The sequence below is a fragment of the Cellulophaga sp. HaHaR_3_176 genome (assembly GCF_019021925.1).
Taxonomy (GTDB): Bacteria; Bacteroidota; Bacteroidia; order Flavobacteriales; family Flavobacteriaceae; genus Cellulophaga.
Map to the genome: position 1 here is coordinate 1,350,209 of NZ_CP058990.1, position 18,016 is coordinate 1,368,224.

The window sequence follows — 18,016 nt, forward strand, 5'->3', positions numbered from 1 at the left end:
TCCTATTAATATAGGATTTTTTTATAATTTATTTTCTCAGAAATTAAGTTAAGTTTCAACAATGAATTTTGAACATTTTCTAATGTTTTATTTTCCATTTTTGATTGGCTCCATTTTGTAATAGATAGCCATTCTTTAATATCTTCTAATTTTTGATTATATGAATTAGATAATGTTTTATCAATACTAGGAATCGTCTTAAACTCTTCTGTATACATATTTATCACCTCTAAAATATGTTTTAAAGCACTCCTATTTTCCGCTATAAAGCTATCAGTAGCAGCTACTACAAAACATGGCCATGGAGTAGGGCAATCTTCAATTCTTCTAAAGGTTCCATTGTCTACTAAAGGTTTTGTAGTAAACCTTTCCCACATAAAAAAGTCTGCAGTATTATTAGTTAAAGCAGTTACAGCTCCCTCTAAATTATTTATAACTTCAAAGTTTAGCTTTTCTGTATTCCAATTTTCCTTTTCAGCCATAACGTATGCCATTAGATGGCTACCGCTTCCAAACCTACTAATAGCAGCCTTAGTATTTTCTAATTCTGATATTTTTTTGTAAGTACTATCAGCCGCAACGTGTATACCCCATAATAAAGGAGATGATATATATTCCTGAACTATTTTTGTAGGATTACCTTCTGTTATGCTTTTTACAATACCTTCTGTTAAAATAATAGCTAGGTCTGTTTCATTATCGGCTAGCATTTGACACATTTTGCCTGTGCCTTCAGGTATATCTGTCCATTCAAGTTCAATACCTCGTTCTTTAAAAGCATTTTCATCAATAGCTAAATGCCAAGGCATATTAAAATGCTCTGGAACACCAATTATTTTAACTTTTTTCATTATTCAGTAAGCTTTTTAAGAGTGTATTGTATTAGTGTTTCAATAGATTTTGTTGGTGTTGCAGAAAATTCACCAGTGCTACGGTTTGCAACAATACAATTAAGAGAAACAGCTCTATGACCTAATAGTTTAGACAAACCATATATACCAGAAGTTTCCATTTCTAAATTGGTAATATTTAAACCATTATACTCAAAAGAAGCTAATTTTGAGTTAAGGTTCTCATCTTCTGTTTTTAATCTTAATTTTCTTCCTTGTGGGCCATAAAAACCAACATTAGTTGCTGTAAAACCTTTCACTAAAAGCTCGGAGTCAATAATTGAAGCTAAATCTGCATCAAAATTTACTACATAAGGGGTCGATTTATGTTTAGACCATTGTGTATGTGCTATAAACCTGTCTTGTATCTTATCGTCTAAAATAGATTCAGCATCATAAAAACGTAGTAAACTATCAAAACCAATTGCATATTCACTTAAAAGAAAAGAATCGATCGGAATATGTGGTTGTATAGCTCCTGATGTACCTATTCTAATGATATCTAGTTGCGTGTGTTTTTCTTTTACTTCTCGTTTATCAAAATCAATATTAACTAAGGCATCTAGCTCATTTAAGACAATATCAATATTATCAGTACCAATACCTGTAGATACTACAGATATTCGTTTGCCATTTAAAACACCAGTATGTGTAATAAATTCTCTTTTACCTTTTTTTAATTCGATGCTATCAAAGTGTTTAGATACTTCTGAAACACGATCAGGGTCACCCACGGTTATAACTGTGTTGGCGATATCTTCGGGTAATAAATTAAGGTGATAAATGCTTTTATCAGCATTAAGGATAAGCTCTGAGGATTCTAGCTTCATGCTATAATTTTAAAATTTTGTTTGTATCTGAGTTGAAAAGGAAATTATACTTTAAAGCTCCACCTAAGTAAACATCATTTTGTTGAATACAGGAGTAGTAGCTTGTGTCTCCTTTTAATATAAGTTTCCCTTTTTGAGATAATCTCACAGGATTAAAAGATGTAAATAATGGTTTTAAGCGTACTAAAGCTCTCTGAAATTGACTGTCGCTAAAACCTAATATACCTTGATTTTTAAGTAATACTTGTAAGAACTCTGTTTTTGATTGTGGCTTTTTATCAATAGCTTGTTTCAAAATATTTGTTTCCATTTCATTTAATCCATTTTTAATAGATGGGAATCTATGTAGATGCGATTGAATGCTTTTTTCTAAATATTTAAATTGATAATTTTTAAAATCAGTTAAATTTTCTAATCGAATAGGGTTGTCACTACAATAAAGTTGCCATACATAATCAGCATATTCAATATCATCTTGTGTTAAAATAACCTTATTCTCAAATTTACTACGTAATTGCTCGTCTGTTAATTCATTTAGGCCAAAAAGCGTATCACTACTGTCTTCCTTACCACTACAAACTAATGATATTTCAGCATATTTACGATGTGTTTTTAACCAACTTATAACAGCTAGCAAATTAACCTGACAAAATAAATCGTACTCAAACCATAAAACAATTTGATCTTCTTTTTTATGATTACATAAAGAGCGGTATTCTTTAAGTGTCTTATTTATAAAAGTAGATTTACTTACTTTATAATTCTTATTTAGAAATTCAAAACGAGTTTTCCAAAAAGATTCACTTCCTACATTGTTTTCTGTTTTACCTTCACAAAGCATTTCACGCCAAGTTATGATATCTCCAGAAAGTTTTAAACTTTTTAATTTTTTTGTAAAATTATCGCCGTTTGTAATATGAAGTAGGGAGCCCATTTTTGGAGATTTAAAAAGTTAACAATTAATAAATGTAACATTAATTGGCAAAGAATAAAAGATAATTAACAGAATTAACCACCAACTCTTTTCACTTTAAAACCCTTTTCTGTAAGCATTTGCATTATTTTATCTCTATAATCACCTTGTATAATTATAGAATCATCTTTAAATGACCCACCAACACTCAATTTTGTCTTAATTTCTTTAGCTAATTTTTTAAAATCTTCATTAGCTCCAGTATAACCTTCTAAAATTGTTGTTGGTTTACCTTTTCTTTTCTCGTACTTACAAAGTATAGGATCGTCTTGCATCCATATTTTATTTTCAGAAGAAACATCTTTTTTTATTTCTTCTTCTTTGTGTTCTGGGAAAAGATTTTTAAGTTGATCTTTTAAATCCATTAGTTTATTTTAAATATTTTTTAATCAAAAAAGCGTCTGTGATAATTTATTTGTCCTAAATGATATGCTAGATGTGATGCAATATGAATTAAAAAATAAGTATTCGATTTTTTTTCATTATTAAAAAGTCGGATTGTACAATCCTTCTCCAAATCAGACGCTTCTATATTATTTAGCGTATCTTCTATAACAATTATTACATCATCAATCTGCTTTAACATGGCAGCACGATCAACGTTTTTTAATGTAAATTCGGCATCTCTATTTCTTATATATCCTGTATTACCATAACCAACACCTATGAAAGTGTTTAAGTTGCCAACTAAATGTAAACACAGGTTGCCAGTACTATTTGTAATGTTGTTATCAACCTTCCACATAGTGCTTTCATCTGTATAACTCAAAATTTCCTCTTTAAGTTTTAATAAATCTCTCTTGAAAAGAAATTTTAATGAGTCTAACATTGTTGCTTATTTTTTTATTAATCCTAATTCAATCAAACGCTCATGTAAAAATTCTCCTGCTGTAATATCTTCATATAACTTAGGGTTATCTTCAGTAACACAATTATCTAAACAATTTAGCGACATTTCGCTTATAGGATGCATAAAAAATGGAACAGAATATCTAGATGTTCCCCAAAGTTCTTTTGGTGGGTTTACAACTTGATGTATTGTAGATTTTAACTTGTTATTTGTTAATCTAGAAAGCATATCACCAACATTAATCATTAACTGATCTGGTCTAGCAATAGCATCTACCCATTCATCTTTATGGTTTTTTACCTGTAATCCTTTTCCATGAGCACCCATCAACAATGTAATCAAGTTAATATCACCATGTGCAGCAGCTCTAACTGCATTTTTAGGTTCTGATTGTATCGGTGGATAATGTATAGGTCTTAAAATAGAGTTTCCATTTTTGATATAATCATCAAAATATGTTTCTTCTAAATTTAAATGTATGGCTAAAGCTCTTAAAACATATTTAGCTGTTTTTTCAAGCATTTTATACGTTTCTTCACCTACAGTATTGAAATCTGTAAGCTCTTTAACAGTAACATTATCAGGGTATACTTCATTTAAATTAGTACCATCTTCAACATACTGTCCAAAATGCCAAAACTCTTTTAAATCACCTTCTTTTTTACCTTTTGCATGTTCTTTTCCGAAAGATGTATATCCTCGTTGACCACCAATACCGGGTATTTCGTATGAATCTTTTACTTCTTGCGGAAGTTTGAAAAAGTTTTTAATTTCGCCATATAGGTTTTCTACCAGATTTTCTGATAAAAAATGACCACTAAGCGCTACAAAGCCAATTTCTTCAAAAGCACTTCCTATTTCTTTTATGAATTTTTCTTTTCTATTAGCATCACCAGACACAAAGTCCTGTAAATCTACGCTTGGAATACCACTCATCTTAAATATAATTTATATTCAAATTTAATAAAATTATAGAGTAAACCTCTATTTTGTTAATATTAGATTTATTTCTGCTCTTTTTGTTACATTTATACCAGTCTAATTATCTAACACTTATAGTTTAATTGCTATGCAGTATACAACCTTCTCTGTTTCTGATTATAAAAAAATAGAACTTTATAAAAAGCTTATAAAACCACGTATGATTGAAGAGAAAATGTTGATTCTCTTACGTCAAGGTAAAATATCAAAATGGTTTAGTGGTATAGGTCAAGAAGCTATCTCTGTGGGTGTTACCATGGCTATGCATGCAACAGAATATATATTACCGATGCATAGAAATTTGGGTGTTTTTACATCTAGAGAAATTCCTTTACATAGGTTATTTGCACAATGGCAAGGTAAATCAAGTGGGTTTACAAAAGGTAGAGATCGTAGTTTTCATTTCGGAACTCAAGAGTATAAAATTATAGGAATGATTTCTCATCTAGGGCCACAATTAGGCGTTGCTGATGGTATTGCCCTTGCTGATAAACTAAAGGGAGTTAAACATGTTACGGCAGTTTTTACTGGAGAAGGAGCAACCAGTGAAGGTGATTTTCATGAAGCATTAAATGTAGCTTCGGTATGGAATTTACCTGTTTTATTTTGCGTTGAAAATAATGGTTACGGCTTATCAACACCAACTAAAGAACAATTTAACTGTGAGCATATTGCCGATAAGGGTATTGGGTATGGTATGGAATCGCATATTATTGATGGTAATAATATTTTAGAAGTTTATACAAAAGTAAATTCTCTTTGTTGTGATTTAAGAGAGAATCCTCGACCTATTTTATTGGAATTTAAAACCTTTAGAATGCGTGGCCATGAAGAGGCTAGTGGCACTAAATATGTGCCTAAAGAGTTGTTAGATGAATGGGAAGTTAAAGACCCAATTTCTAATTACGAAAAGTTTTTGCTTGAAGAAGGTTTATTAACTAATGCGAGCATTCAAGAAATTAAAGAAACAATACAAGTAGAGATTGATGAAAATTTACAATTAGCTTTTAATGAAGATGCTATTACGTCAACAATAGAAGAGGAATATAATGATGTTTATAAGAAATTTGAATATGAAAGCCATAATCCTGGCGTTCAGAAAGAGAATATAAGGTTAATTGACGCAGTTTCTCAAAGTTTAAAACAATCGATGCAAAAGCATGATAACCTTGTTATAATGGGGCAAGATATTGCTGATTATGGCGGTGTTTTTAAAATTACAGAAGGGTTTACTGATCTTTTTGGTAAAGAAAGAGTTCGTAATACACCTATTTGTGAATCTGCTATAGTTTCTGCAGGTATGGGACTGTCTATAAACGGAATGAAAGCTGTTGTTGAAATGCAATTTGCCGATTTTGTAAGTAGTGGTTTTAATCCTATTGTTAATTATTTAGCTAAATCTCATTACAGATGGGGAGAAAAAGCAGATGTAGTAGTGCGCATGCCATGCGGAGCAGGTGTTGGTGCAGGTCCGTTTCACTCACAAACAAACGAAGCTTGGTTTACTAAAACTCCCGGTTTAAAAGTCGTATATCCTGCTTTTCCGTATGATGCTAAAGGTCTTTTAGCAACTGCTATTAATGATTCGAATCCTGTTTTATTTTTTGAACACAAGGCTTTGTACCGTAGTTTATATCAAGATGTACCTACAGATTATTATACACTTCCCTTTGGAGAGGCCGCTATTTTAGAAACAGGTAATGATGTTACTATCGTTACCTATGGCGCAGGTGTACATTGGGCCTTAGAAGCTTTAGATGTTAATAAAGATATCAGTGCCGATTTAATAGATTTAAGAACTTTACAACCTTTAGATACAACTTCAATTTTTTCATCGGTTAAAAAAACAGGCCGATTATTAATTTTACAAGAAGACAGTTTGTTTGGCAGTATGGCAAGTGATATTTCAGCCTTGGTAATGGAAAATTGCTTCGAATACTTAGATGCACCTGTTAAAAGAGTTGGGAGTTTAGATACACCAATCCCATTTTCTAAAAACCTTGAAAACAACTATTTACCAAAAGAGAGGTTTAAAATAGCCTTGCTCGAATTACTGGCATACTAGTTTTAGCGATACTAATTAATTGTTTTGAAGCAAGTAAGCTTATCTATAATAAGCAACTTGCACTTGTTTAACAGCAAATTAACTATGTAAATATAATTTGCCTTACGTTTTCAACGTATATATAAACTATAAACAAATAATTATTATGAGAAAAATTATGGTATTGAGCCTAGTATTCACAATGCTTTTAGCATCGTGCTCGGCTACAAAAGCAGTACGTGAAAAGAGAGATGTAATTAATGGTACATGGACTTTAAATGATGTTAATTATACAGACCAAGACGGAACTTTCAAATCTATATTATTTAACGATGCACAAGATATCTGTTTCGAAGGCAGTACTTGGTTTTTTAGAGATAATAATAGTACTGGATCTTATACAATAGCTCCTTCTAGTTTATGTAGTGATGGCGATCGTTTTATAAGGTGGTCAGTTATTGAAAGTGAAATGGGTTTAAACCAACTTCAGTTTAAAATGATTGATGAAAAGAAAAACGATGTTTCTGGTGGATTAGGATACCGTTTAGATATCGAAAATTTAACGGAAACTACAATGACGCTTAAGTCTAGAGTTACGGCAAACGGATCTCCTGTTTCTGTTGTTTACAAATTCTCAAAACAACAATAAAAAATAATTTTAAAAGAAAAAATATGAAAAATATAGCAATAAAAGTATCATCAATTGTAATGGTATTAGCACTTACAGTGAGCTGTAGTGCCGTTAAAAATGCAAATAATAAACAAAAAGGTGCTGTAATTGGTGCAGGTAGTGGTGCCGCCATTGGTGGCATTATTGGTAACAATGTAGGTAAAGGAAACAATACTGCTTTAGGGGCTATTTTAGGTGCCGTAGTTGGTGGTGCTGCAGGTGGTTATATTGGTAACCGAATGGATAAGCAAGCGGAACGTATTGAAGAAGAAATACCTGGTGCCGAAGTAACAAGAGTTGGTGAAGGCATCAACGTTGTTTTTAATGAAGATGCAGGTGTTTATTTTGATACAAATAAATCAGTAGTTAAAGGTACATCAGCAACTACATTAGATAAATTAACTGGTATTTTAAATGAATACCCTGATACAAATATTTTAATAGAAGGTCATACCGATAGTGCTGGTGCAGATGAATATAACATGACGTTATCAAAACAAAGAGCTCAATCTGTATCTCAATATCTTTCAGATAATGGTATCATGCCTTATCGTTTAACAACTAAATGGTATGGAGAAGCACAGCCTAAGGCCGATAATACTACAAATGAAGGTAAAGCCAAAAACCGTAGAGTAGAAGTGGTAATTGTTGCTAATGATCAATTAAAAGAGGAAGCAAAGACTAAAACCGAATAATTACATAAAACAATATAAATTTTAGAAATCCTGATGATAATTCATCAGGATTTCTTGTTTAAATAAGTATCTTCACTAGTGTGAAAATATATGATACAATTATTATCGGTGGTGGTTTGGCTGGACTTACAGCTGCAATTCATTTGGCGAAAAATAACCATCGTGTACTTATTTTTGAAAAGCAAAAGTACCCTCACCATAAGGTGTGTGGAGAATATGTTTCTAATGAAATTATTCCTTATTTAATAAATCTAGGTGTTTTTTTACCTGATGCTATAAATATAAATACGTTGCAATTTTCAACAGTACAAGGAAGAACTGTTACTACAAAACTACCTTTAGGAGGTGTAGGTATTAGCAGATATGCATTAGATTTTTTATTATATAATAGAGCTCAAGAACTAAAGGTTTCCTTTGTTTTCGAAGGGGTTAACTCAGTTTATTTTAGTGAGGATATTTTTCATATTAAGACAGAATCTGGTTTGAAATTTATTTCAAAAACAACTATTGGCGCCTTTGGAAAACGCTCCAATATGGATAAGCACTTACAACGAAATTTTATGAAAAAAAAATCTTCATGGTTGGGTGTAAAAGCACATTTTGAATTACCAGATTTTCCAAAACACCTTGTTGCATTACATAATTTTAAAGGTGGTTATGGTGGGTTATCAACGACGGAAACAGGAGCTATTAATTTTTGCTATTTAGTTAATTATAAGAGATTTAAAAAGTTAAAAGACATTAATGACTTTAATTTAAAAATAGTTTCTGAAAATCCTTTTTTAGGTTCTTTCCTAAAAGATGCAAAACCTATTTTTGATCAACCGTTAAGTATTGCACAAATATCATTTGAGAAAAAAGAAACTGTAGAAAATCATATGTTAATGTGTGGTGATTCTGCCGGACTTATTCATCCACTATGTGGTAATGGAATGGCTATGGCAATACATAGCGCAAAAATTGCAAGTGAATTATTAGTGCTTTATTTAAACTCATCAGAACCCAATCGAAAACTATTAGAAGTAACCTATAAAAAACGATGGAATAAGGCTTTCAAATATCGCCTTTGGATTGGAAGAAAATTACAATGGCTTTTGCTCAATGATAATTTATCAAACATTGCAATGAAAATTGTGGCAAAATCGCCAAAACTTTTACGATTACTCATTAAACAAACCCATGGAAAACCTATAACATGTTAATTAATTTGTCAAAAAGAAGCAACCAGCCTGAGTTGATGGACAGTTTTGATGAGCCCATAGCTTCTTTAGAACTCGTTTTTAAAGATATTAATAGTGTCAATAGCCTATTAGGGGGCAATAACATTACAATAAATGCTATTCAACAATTGATAAATAGTAATAGAAAAAATCATTATACGATTGTTGACATGGGGTGCGGTGATGGGAACATGCTTAGAGAAGTGGCTTTATACTTCAGGAACCACAATATAGAGATTTCATTTATTGGCATCGATTTAAATAAAACAGCCCTTGAAATTGCCCGTAAAAACTCTAAAGAATTTCCTGAAATCAGATTTCTTTATCAGGACATTTTAACAATTCAAGAAACTGATTTAAAATGTGATATTTTAATAAATACCCTAACAATGCACCACTTTACAGATGATCAAGTGCTAATTTTCTTAAAGAAGTTTACAAAACTTGCCCAAATAGGAGTCGTGATTAATGATTTACAAAGAAGTAGTTGGGCATACTATCTTTTTCACCTCTTTAGTGCTATTTTTATAAAAACAAGAATTGCTAAAATTGATGGGTTGATATCAATACGGAGAGCTTTTATCAAAAAGGAGCTGAATTTATATGCAAAAAACCTGCCCAATGTTTCTCATGATATTCAATGGAAATGGGCATTTCGGTATTTGTGGGTCATGAAACCTATAAAGTAAATCTACCAAAAGAATAGCAGGCATAATTTAAGTTAGAAAAAGAAATACATGAATAATGTTAAAATAATATCGGTTGCAAAGCAACTTCCTGAATATAGCAGAACTACTGCTGATATTTTACCTTTAGTCGAAATATGGCTTGCAGGCCAAGAAGAACGCTTTCAACGTAAGGTGGTGAAAATTTTTGAAGGAGCTGCTGTTGATAAACGCTACAGTATTATGGCGCCCGAAGAGGTTTTTGTAACCACTTCTTTTCAAGATAAAAATAAAATCTATGTTCGGGAAGTCAAAAAACTAGGAAAGCAAGTATTACAAAAAGCATTGAAAAAATGCAACTGGGAACCAGATTCTCTAGATTATATTATCACTGTAAGTTGCACCGGAATTATGATCCCCTCTTTAGATGCGTATTTGATTAATGATTTAAATTTGAGACAAGATATTGTACGTCTTCCTGTTACCGAAATGGGTTGTGCAGCGGGTGTATCAGGACTTATTTATGCCGCCAACTTTTTAAAAGCTAATCCAAACAAAAGAGCCGCCATTATAGCAGTAGAAAGTCCCACAGCCACTTTTCAATTAGAAGACTATTCCATGGCAAACATGGTGAGTGCTGCCATTTTTGGTGATGGTGCCGCTTGTGTTTTGCTATCCTCGGAAGAAAATGTCGCAGGGCCTAAAATCATTGGAGATGAAATGTATCATTTTAAAGATGCCACCCATATGATGGGGTTCGATTTGACGAATAATGGATTACAAATGATATTAGACCCTGCTGTGCCAGGTACTATTGCTGCACATTTCCCAGATATTGTTCATCCCTTTTTAAAAAAGAATGGAAGTTCTATTGAAAAAGTAAATCATTTAATTTTTCATCCTGGTGGACGCAAAATAGTACAAACTGTAGAAGAACTTTTTGGTGCCTTAGGGAAAAATATTGATGATACAAGAGAAGTGCTTCGCCTTTATGGAAATATGAGTAGTGCTACTGTTTTATATGTATTAGAGCGTTTTTTAGAAAAAGATATCCCTAAAGGAGAACAAGGACTGGTATTGAGTTTTGGTCCAGGATTCTCTGCACAACGGGTTTTATTAGAATGGTAATATGACTGAAATTTCAAAAAATAAATGGGCTGTTATCCTTGGCGGAAGTAGTGGACTAGGTCTGGCGACTGCCAAAAAACTAGCACAACATAATATTAATCTAATTATCGTTCATCGCAGTAGGCGGAGTGACTTAACACATATTACATCCGACTTTGAAGCTATAAGACAATGTGGAATTCTACTTAAGAATTATAATGTAGATGGCACCAGCCACGAGAAAAGAACAGAAGTGATTGAAGATATCAAAACTTGGATAGGCACTAACACTATTACTATCTTAGTACACAGTATTGCTAAAGGCAACCTTAAGCCTATGCATTCTGAAATTGAAAAAGAATTAGAACATCAAGATTTCACTATTACTCTTGATGCCATGGCGATTAGTTTATATGACTGGACCAAAGATTTAGTAAAAAATAAATTATTCGCTACAGATACTCGGATAATTTCTTTTACTAGTGAAGGCAACACTAAAGCCATACCCAATTATGCCGCTGTTTCTGTTGCCAAAGTAGCTCTAGAAGCCATTACGCGTAATATAGCCCTAGAATTTGCTCCTGTTGGAATTAAAGCAAATTGCATACAGGCAGGAATTGTAGATACAGCATCACTTAAGATGATCCCTGGATATGAACGCATAAAAGAAAGTGCTCTGCATCGGAATCCAAATAAAAAATTAACCACCCCAGAAGACGTTGCAAATGTAGTTTATCTATTAACTATGGAGGAAGCAAAATGGATTACAGGAACAGTGATTAAAGTAGATGGGGGAGAAAGTTTGCAATAATTATGGAATACCAAACTATTATAGCGCAATTGCCTTATACGCATCCGTTTTTATTTGTTGACGGCTTAACAGCTGTTGATTTGAATGGTGTCTCTGGATTTTATACCTTTAAAAAAGAAGCTGATTTTTATAAAGGTCATTTTAAAGATAACCCAATAACTCCAGGCGTTCTTTTAACAGAATGTTGTGCTCAAATAGGACTAGTATGCCTAGGTATTCATATAGTTACTTCAAGTAATACTTTAAATAATGAAGCGCTGCAAATTGCATTAACGAGTTCAGAAATGGAATACTATTTACCCGTGTATCCTAATGAAAAAGTATGTGTCACTTCTGAAAAAATATATTTTCGATTTCATAAATTGAAATGCAAAGTAAAAATGCATAATACTGCTGGAAAACTAATCTGTAAAGGAACTATTGCAGGAATGCTTAAAAATAAAAAGGAATGAATAATCGCGTGGTCATTACAGGTTTAGGAGTTTGCGCTCCGAATGGCGTTACTATTTCTGAGTTTACCCATTCTTTAAAAAATGGAATCAGTGGTATCCGTTTCCAACAAGAATTGGATGATTTAGCATTCGGTTGTCAAATTGCAGGCAAGCCACAGATAACAGACGCACACAAACAGGAGTATTTTACACCATTACAATTGCGTGCTTTAAATTCTACGGGGATTATTTATGGAGTGATTGCTGGTGTAGATGCTTGGAAAGATGCGAAATTGCCTATTGAAAATAATGCTTCCCCGGATTGGGATAACGGAATTATTTTTGGCACAGGAATACTAGGCGTAGACCAGTTTAGAGAATCTATTCATTTAATTGATGCCAAAAACACCCGCCGATTAGGCAGTACCTCTGTAATGCAAACTATGGCTAGTGGCATCAGCGCTTATTTAGGAGGTATCATAGGCTGTGGGAATCAAGTTACAACCAATTCCTCTGCATGTACTACGGGTACCGAAGGTATTTTAATGGCGTATGAACGCATTAAATTAGGTAAAGCAAAGATCATACTTACAGGTAGTTGTAGTGATAGTGGCCCTTACGTTTGGGGCGGATTTGATGCCATGCGTATTTTACCGAGAACCTATAATAATAATCCTATTAAAGCCAGTAGACCTATGAGTGCTTCCGCAGCTGGTTTCGTTGCGGGTAGTGGAGCGGGAGCATTGGTGTTAGAATCCTTAGACAGCGCACTAAAACGAGGTGTTCCTATTTATGCTGAAATTCTTGGTGGTGCAATAAATAGTGGCGGACAAAGAGGTGAAGGAACAATGACGGCACCCAATAGTGAAGCGGTACAACGTTGTATTTCTGAAGCAGTAGAAGATGCCTGTATTACCCCTAAGGATATTGATGTTATAAACGGGCATTTGACTGCAACATCTAAAGATGCGCTAGAAATAGAGAATTGGAGTAAAGCTTTAGGGCGTAAAAAAAGTGATTTTCCATATATCAATTCTTTCAAAAGTATTTTTGGTCACTGCTTAGCCGCTGCTGGGAGTATTGAAGCCGTTGCGAGTATATTACAGTTTAAAGAAGGTCTTGTGTTTGGAAATATCAATTGTGAAGATCTACATCCTGAAATCAAAAGTCTAATAGCTCCCGAAAAAATTCCACAACAAACCATTACGCATTCCCCAGAAATAATAGCAAAAGCGAGTTTTGGCTTTGGAGATGTAAATGCATGTGCTATTTTTAAAAGATTTATCAATTAAACCTATCACTATTTTAAATATATATTATGGAAACTGAAGAACGCTACCAAAAATTAAAAGAAATTATAAAAATTTATCTTCCAGAAGATGTCGCTATTTCGGAGCTTACTAATGAAAGTCATTTTATAAATGAGTTAAATATTAATTCTGCCAACCTCGTAGATATTGTGCTCGATGTTGAAGATGCTTTTGATATTACGCTAGAAAATGAAGACATGGATCAGATGCTCACTGTTAACAACGCTTTACAGATTATTCAGAATAAATTAGATGCAAAATAGATTACTCAGTTTCTTCTTTCTCTTTAATTAATAAAGATGCTATAACTCCGCCAGATAAGGCTACAGCTATAACTGTTAAAGATACCCATTCAGCTATTTCTAAATAATGAGAAAATAGCATTTTTAAACCTACAAAAGCGAGTATAATTACCAAACTATAGTTTATAAAACGAAACTTTTCTAGCATTCTTGATATTAAAAAATACATAGACCGTAGTCCTAGAATTGCTAAAATGTTAGAGCTAAAAACAATAAAAGGATCTGCTGTGATTGCCAATATTGCAGGGATGCTGTCTAACGCAAATAAAACATCGGTTAACTCTATAACAATAAGTGCTACAAAAAGGGGAGTGGCTGCTTTTATTCCTTTTTTCTTGATAAAAAAATCATGTCCACTAATTTCAGTAGTTATCGGGTATACTTTTTTAATTTGTCTAAATACGAATGAATTTTTAGGATCAAAATTATCATCATCACCTTTTAGCATTTTAAAGGCTGTAAACAACAAAAAGACACCGAAAATATAAATCACCCATTCAAAACGAGTTATTAATGAAACACCAAACAATATCATTAAAGCTCTAAAAACTATGGCTCCTAAAATTCCCCAAAACAATACCCTATGCTGGTATATTGCAGGTATTTTAAAAGAAGTAAATATTACAGCAATTACGAATACATTATCAATACTAAGCGAAAGTTCGATCAAATAGCCTGTAATATATTTTATAACTGCTTTATCAGGTGTTAAACCAGTAGGGTTAGCGATAAGGTTTGCCGAAAACAACCAATATATAACACCACTAAAGCATAATGCAACGGTAACCCAAACAGCTGTCCAGATACCAGCTTCTTTAGTTTTTATAATATGATCTTCTTTATTAAAAACACCAAGATCTAGTGCTAAGAAAATAAAAATTAATACAAGAAAACAAGCCCAAATTATCATAGCAAAAATTTTATTAAGTAAAGGTACTATTAGTTATAATATTTTTTTAATTATGACTTAAAAAAAGTTGTTTATTAGTATATAAAAACAAAAGACAGACAATTTGTTCTACTGAAATTATATAGATAAAAGCATTAAAAAAGTCGGTGTAAAACACATTTAACTTCTAATTATGACTAGAAATAAAAATTCAACTTATATTTATCATGAACACTATATGAATGAAAAATGAAAGTAACTACGATTTGGGCATTTGCCCTATTGCTGGTTTGCTGTACGATTAACTTAAATGCTCAAAATAGCACTAAAAATACAGCGTCAAAAAACCAAATTTTAGAAGAGGAAGATGAAGGGCCTTTAATGTATAAATTTGAGCCTAGTTATACTACTTCTGAAGAGAAAAGAAAAGTAGAATTGAAAGAAAATAGAGCACTGATTGATTCTCTAGATATTTCTGATAGGAAACGTAAAAAATTATTAAAAAGAATGTTTTCAAAAGATTTTTCAAAATACCTATCTGAAATAGTAACCGTTAAAAATGAATTTGAAGATTCTGAAGAGTAGATTTATTTAAAAGGGGAATATAATCATCTTCAAAATAGAATTTTCTGTATTAAAAAACCCAAACACTAACATGTTTGGGTTTTTTTTATATAAAAAGGTTAAGCTTATTTAATTCTGCTTAGTTTATCTTTTCTTTTTCTTAATTGACGTTCTAGTTCATCTATTGACTTTACAATGGCAGCCTCGAAATTACCAAAGCTAGATTCTGCAAAAAGCTGCGGTCCAGGTATGCTTAACCTGATATTACATATCAAGCCTGTATCTGGTGTAGATGTATTTTCTGTTTTGAAAAAAACATCAGCACGTATAATATTATCATATTTATCAAAAAGCTTTGTTAGTTTTTTACCTGCGAAAACTTCTAAACGTTCACTAGCTTTTACATCGTGATACTCAAAATTTATATTCATATATATTAAATTTTAGTTATAAAAATTATACTTCTTTTTTTAATCAATTCTAGATTGAACTTAAATATAACACTTTTTTCTATTAAAGTAAACGTTAAAAATAGATTAACAGTATATTAATATAATTTAAATTGAGGTATTTTTCTTACATTTGATTAAAGCAAATATAAAGAGATATGGAAAATGTAAAAAGTAACTCAAAAGCAAGCTTTACAACAGATTTCGGAAGAAATTATATTTTAAAACTTGAACGCCATTCAAAAGATTTAGCGCAACTAGACTCTAAATTAAATAGTTATATGTGCGAACCTAAAACGTACGAATTATTTGAGCGTAAAAACTCTTTGAAAAAGAGAATGGAAAGACTTAAGAAATCCAATCAAGACCTTATTCTTAGTTTAAAAGAAAAAAAAGGAATGGTAAGTGCTCAAATTGAACAAATTAAAAATCATTATTCTGATTTTATGAACTTACAATCAGAGTTGAAGGACTACTACACTGTATCAACTAGTCATTAAATAATAATGGTATAAATTTTGTGCATATTTTAGTACACAAAATTTATATTGCTATGAAAATCTTCGCTTTATTTTTATGTTTTTTAACAATTTCTTGTACTAGCTCTAAAAAAGCATATACACCTACTGCTAAAACTAAAGCACTAGATGCTTTAGTTTCTGATCGACATTTTATAGTCAAAATTACTTCAGCTGCTCCACAAGTAACCAGTAGTATGCTTAGTATTGCAAATAGTGGCTTATTAGGCCCTGGTAATACTATAAGTTCAATAAGCCTAACAGGTAATGGTAATCATATTACAATTAAAGGAGATTCAATTGTGATGGATTTGCCTTATTACGGAGAACGCCAAATGGGGGGTGGTTATACTTCAGAAAGTGGTATTAAATTTAATGGTATTCCTGAAGAACTTTCATTTTCAAAAAACAAACAGAACCAAAGGCATACTATAAATTTTAAGGTTAGGGGAGAGGGAACTGAATATTTTACAGTAAATACTCAACTTTTTCCTAGTTATAAAACGACCATTACAGTAACTAGCAGTCAAAGAAATTCAATAGGGTATTCTGGGCAAGTTTCTGAAATTTTAAAATAAAAAAAAGCCTCGAATAACAATTCGAGGCTTTTTAAATTATAATTAAATTTTATTATTTTACGTTACTACCAATATTACCTTGAGCAATTATAGTTTCTAACTCTGTAGCACTTTGGTGAATATTAATATATCCATTAAAATCAATTAATTCATCAAAAGAAATAGCAGAACCATTATCTAAATGAGAAACTATAGAAATACTTTCTTCACAATCACAATCAATTGGTACTAAAGTAATAGCAACTGGTCCTGTTGTTGCAATATCATTATATTGAATGTATGCAGGGTGTACATCATCACTTGAATTAGAAATACTTAATAATATAGTTGTTGTATCATCATCATTTCTAGTAAAAGTAGCTGTACCAGAAATACCAGAATCTGATTTAGATGCTAGTTGAAAAAACACAGAGTTGATTTCTGATTTATCAGAACTTTCATCTTTAGAACAACTAACAAAAGTTAAAGCAAGCACAAATAATAATAGAGATATTTTTTTCATTTCTTTTCAAGTTAAGGTTAATCTTATGCCAAATGTATATAAAGAGTTTTAATAAATGTAGCAACAAATACATGAATTTTTAGTTGATAAAGAAAATAACGAGGACTGGTTTATTTTCATCGTTAAAACACATATTTGATACTATAGATTCCTTTCATATTTCTTAAATTTATTAAAAATAAAGTCCGATTTTTGCAAACTGATTAATTTTGAAAACGAAAATATGACAGAAAGAGATACTTTTTTTATGAAAAGAGCCATTGCATTGGCTGCAGAAGGTATGAATGCTAACGCTGGTGGACCATTTGGTGCCGTTGTTGTAAAAGACGATGAAATTATTGCTGAAGGGTATAACAGAGTAACATCTACAAACGACCCAACTGCACATGCCGAAGTAGTCGCTATTCGTGAGGCTTGTAAAAAACTAAACAATTTTGAACTTACCGATTGTACTATTTATACATCATGTGAGCCTTGCCCTATGTGTTTAGGTGCTATTTATTGGACTAGACCTAAAATGGTTTATTTTGGTTGTAATAGAGAAGATGCTGCTGCTATTAATTTTGATGATCAATTTATTTATGATGAAATAGATAAAGATATTGATGGTCGCCAAATTAAATTTGTACAATTGGCTCGTAAAGATGCTTTAGAAGTTTTTAATGCTTGGGATTCTAAACAAGATAAAACTAAATATTAAAACTTTTAAATTTAAGTTCGTTACTCAAACAATCATT

General features: G+C 31.8%; 23 protein-coding genes. 14 read left to right on the plus strand and 9 right to left on the minus strand.

The window, feature by feature from the left end; translation table 11 throughout:
- Window positions 1–5: 5 nt before the first annotated feature.
- The 6 genes from H0I23_RS05700 to H0I23_RS05725 all read right to left on the minus strand — a co-directional run bounded on the left by H0I23_RS05700 (window position 6) and on the right by H0I23_RS05725 (window position 4,479).
- Complete coding sequence (locus tag H0I23_RS05700) at window positions 6–851, minus strand: substrate-binding domain-containing protein (protein WP_216785493.1); 846 nt, start codon at window positions 849–851, stop codon at window positions 6–8.
- The gene (locus tag H0I23_RS05705; RefSeq protein ID WP_216785494.1) at window positions 851–1,720 is read right to left on the minus strand and encodes a nucleoside phosphorylase; all 870 of its coding nucleotides are present in this window, start codon (window positions 1,718–1,720) and stop codon (window positions 851–853) included. The genes H0I23_RS05700 and H0I23_RS05705 overlap by 1 nt, the downstream gene beginning before the upstream one ends.
- Before the next feature lies 1 nt (window position 1,721).
- The gene (locus H0I23_RS05710) at window positions 1,722–2,654 is read right to left on the minus strand and encodes a DUF1835 domain-containing protein (RefSeq protein ID WP_216785495.1); all 933 of its coding nucleotides are present in this window, start codon (window positions 2,652–2,654) and stop codon (window positions 1,722–1,724) included.
- 74 nt (window positions 2,655–2,728) lie between these two features.
- A complete protein-coding gene (locus H0I23_RS05715; protein WP_216785496.1) occupies window positions 2,729–3,058 on the minus strand; it encodes a translation initiation factor in 330 nt (109 codons plus the stop codon).
- 20 nt (window positions 3,059–3,078) lie between these two features.
- A complete protein-coding gene (locus H0I23_RS05720; RefSeq protein ID WP_216785497.1) occupies window positions 3,079–3,522 on the minus strand; it encodes a DUF1572 family protein in 444 nt (147 codons plus the stop codon).
- Window positions 3,523–3,528: 6 nt separating this feature from the next.
- A complete protein-coding gene (locus tag H0I23_RS05725; RefSeq protein WP_216785498.1) occupies window positions 3,529–4,479 on the minus strand; it encodes an isopenicillin N synthase family oxygenase in 951 nt (316 codons plus the stop codon).
- Between the two features lie 133 nt (window positions 4,480–4,612).
- On the opposite strand from H0I23_RS05725, the gene H0I23_RS05730 reads away from it, so the two are divergent.
- The 10 genes from H0I23_RS05730 to H0I23_RS05775 all read left to right on the plus strand — a co-directional run bounded on the left by H0I23_RS05730 (window position 4,613) and on the right by H0I23_RS05775 (window position 13,740).
- Window positions 4,613–6,589: a thiamine pyrophosphate-dependent enzyme gene (locus tag H0I23_RS05730; protein ID WP_216785499.1), complete on the plus strand. Its 1,977-nt coding sequence runs from the start codon at window positions 4,613–4,615 to the stop codon at window positions 6,587–6,589.
- 145 nt (window positions 6,590–6,734) lie between these two features.
- Window positions 6,735–7,217: a lipocalin family protein gene (locus H0I23_RS05735; protein WP_216785500.1), complete on the plus strand. Its 483-nt coding sequence runs from the start codon at window positions 6,735–6,737 to the stop codon at window positions 7,215–7,217.
- A 23-nt stretch (window positions 7,218–7,240) separates the two neighbouring features.
- Entirely contained in the window at window positions 7,241–7,933 is a 693-nt protein-coding gene (locus H0I23_RS05740) for an OmpA family protein (protein ID WP_216785501.1), read from the plus strand.
- 80 nt (window positions 7,934–8,013) lie between these two features.
- Window positions 8,014–9,135 carry an NAD(P)/FAD-dependent oxidoreductase gene (locus H0I23_RS05745; protein ID WP_216785502.1) on the plus strand — a complete coding sequence of 374 codons (1,122 nt, stop codon included), beginning with the start codon at window positions 8,014–8,016 and terminating at the stop codon, window positions 9,133–9,135.
- The gene (locus tag H0I23_RS05750; protein WP_216785503.1) at window positions 9,129–9,842 is read left to right on the plus strand and encodes a methyltransferase domain-containing protein; all 714 of its coding nucleotides are present in this window, start codon (window positions 9,129–9,131) and stop codon (window positions 9,840–9,842) included. Before H0I23_RS05745 ends, H0I23_RS05750 begins: the two co-directional genes overlap by 7 nt.
- A gap of 48 nt (window positions 9,843–9,890) precedes the next feature.
- Complete coding sequence (locus tag H0I23_RS05755) at window positions 9,891–10,946, plus strand: type III polyketide synthase (RefSeq protein WP_216785504.1); 1,056 nt, start codon at window positions 9,891–9,893, stop codon at window positions 10,944–10,946.
- 1 nt (window position 10,947) lies between these two features.
- On the plus strand, window positions 10,948–11,736 hold the full coding sequence (locus H0I23_RS05760) for an SDR family oxidoreductase (protein WP_216785505.1): 789 nt from the start codon (window positions 10,948–10,950) through the stop codon (window positions 11,734–11,736).
- Window positions 11,737–11,738: 2 nt separating this feature from the next.
- Window positions 11,739–12,188, plus strand: a complete 450-nt coding sequence (locus H0I23_RS05765; protein WP_216785506.1) for a 3-hydroxyacyl-ACP dehydratase FabZ family protein — start codon at window positions 11,739–11,741, stop codon at window positions 12,186–12,188.
- Complete coding sequence (locus H0I23_RS05770; protein ID WP_216785507.1) at window positions 12,185–13,459, plus strand: beta-ketoacyl synthase; 1,275 nt, start codon at window positions 12,185–12,187, stop codon at window positions 13,457–13,459. The genes H0I23_RS05765 and H0I23_RS05770 overlap by 4 nt, the downstream gene beginning before the upstream one ends.
- 26 nt (window positions 13,460–13,485) lie before the next feature.
- On the plus strand, window positions 13,486–13,740 hold the full coding sequence (locus H0I23_RS05775; RefSeq protein ID WP_158978474.1) for an acyl carrier protein: 255 nt from the start codon (window positions 13,486–13,488) through the stop codon (window positions 13,738–13,740).
- A 1-nt stretch (window position 13,741) separates the two neighbouring features.
- Here H0I23_RS05775 and H0I23_RS05780 read toward each other — a convergent pair whose 3' ends face one another.
- Window positions 13,742–14,689 carry a TerC family protein gene (locus H0I23_RS05780; protein ID WP_216785508.1) on the minus strand — a complete coding sequence of 316 codons (948 nt, stop codon included), beginning with the start codon at window positions 14,687–14,689 and terminating at the stop codon, window positions 13,742–13,744.
- A 228-nt stretch (window positions 14,690–14,917) separates the two neighbouring features.
- On the opposite strand from H0I23_RS05780, the gene H0I23_RS05785 reads away from it, so the two are divergent.
- Complete coding sequence (locus H0I23_RS05785; protein ID WP_216785509.1) at window positions 14,918–15,253, plus strand: hypothetical protein; 336 nt, start codon at window positions 14,918–14,920, stop codon at window positions 15,251–15,253.
- Between the two features lie 104 nt (window positions 15,254–15,357).
- Here H0I23_RS05785 and hpf read toward each other — a convergent pair whose 3' ends face one another.
- Window positions 15,358–15,663, minus strand: coding sequence for a ribosome hibernation-promoting factor, HPF/YfiA family (gene hpf / locus H0I23_RS05790; RefSeq protein WP_216785510.1), 306 nt, complete (start codon window positions 15,661–15,663; stop codon window positions 15,358–15,360).
- Window positions 15,664–15,839: 176 nt separating this feature from the next.
- Between hpf and H0I23_RS05795 the strand changes: the two genes are divergently transcribed.
- Together H0I23_RS05795 and H0I23_RS05800 are read left to right on the plus strand one after the other, a co-directional pair.
- Window positions 15,840–16,181 carry a hypothetical protein gene (locus H0I23_RS05795; RefSeq protein ID WP_216785511.1) on the plus strand — a complete coding sequence of 114 codons (342 nt, stop codon included), beginning with the start codon at window positions 15,840–15,842 and terminating at the stop codon, window positions 16,179–16,181.
- Window positions 16,182–16,234: 53 nt separating this feature from the next.
- Window positions 16,235–16,777 carry a DUF4251 domain-containing protein gene (locus H0I23_RS05800; protein ID WP_216785512.1) on the plus strand — a complete coding sequence of 181 codons (543 nt, stop codon included), beginning with the start codon at window positions 16,235–16,237 and terminating at the stop codon, window positions 16,775–16,777.
- A gap of 52 nt (window positions 16,778–16,829) precedes the next feature.
- On the opposite strand, the gene H0I23_RS05805 is transcribed toward H0I23_RS05800, so the two are convergent.
- A complete protein-coding gene (locus H0I23_RS05805; RefSeq protein WP_216785513.1) occupies window positions 16,830–17,279 on the minus strand; it encodes a CHRD domain-containing protein in 450 nt (149 codons plus the stop codon).
- Between the two features lie 223 nt (window positions 17,280–17,502).
- On the opposite strand from H0I23_RS05805, the gene H0I23_RS05810 reads away from it, so the two are divergent.
- Complete coding sequence (locus tag H0I23_RS05810; protein ID WP_216785514.1) at window positions 17,503–17,979, plus strand: nucleoside deaminase; 477 nt, start codon at window positions 17,503–17,505, stop codon at window positions 17,977–17,979.
- Window positions 17,980–18,016: the final 37 nt, after the last annotated feature.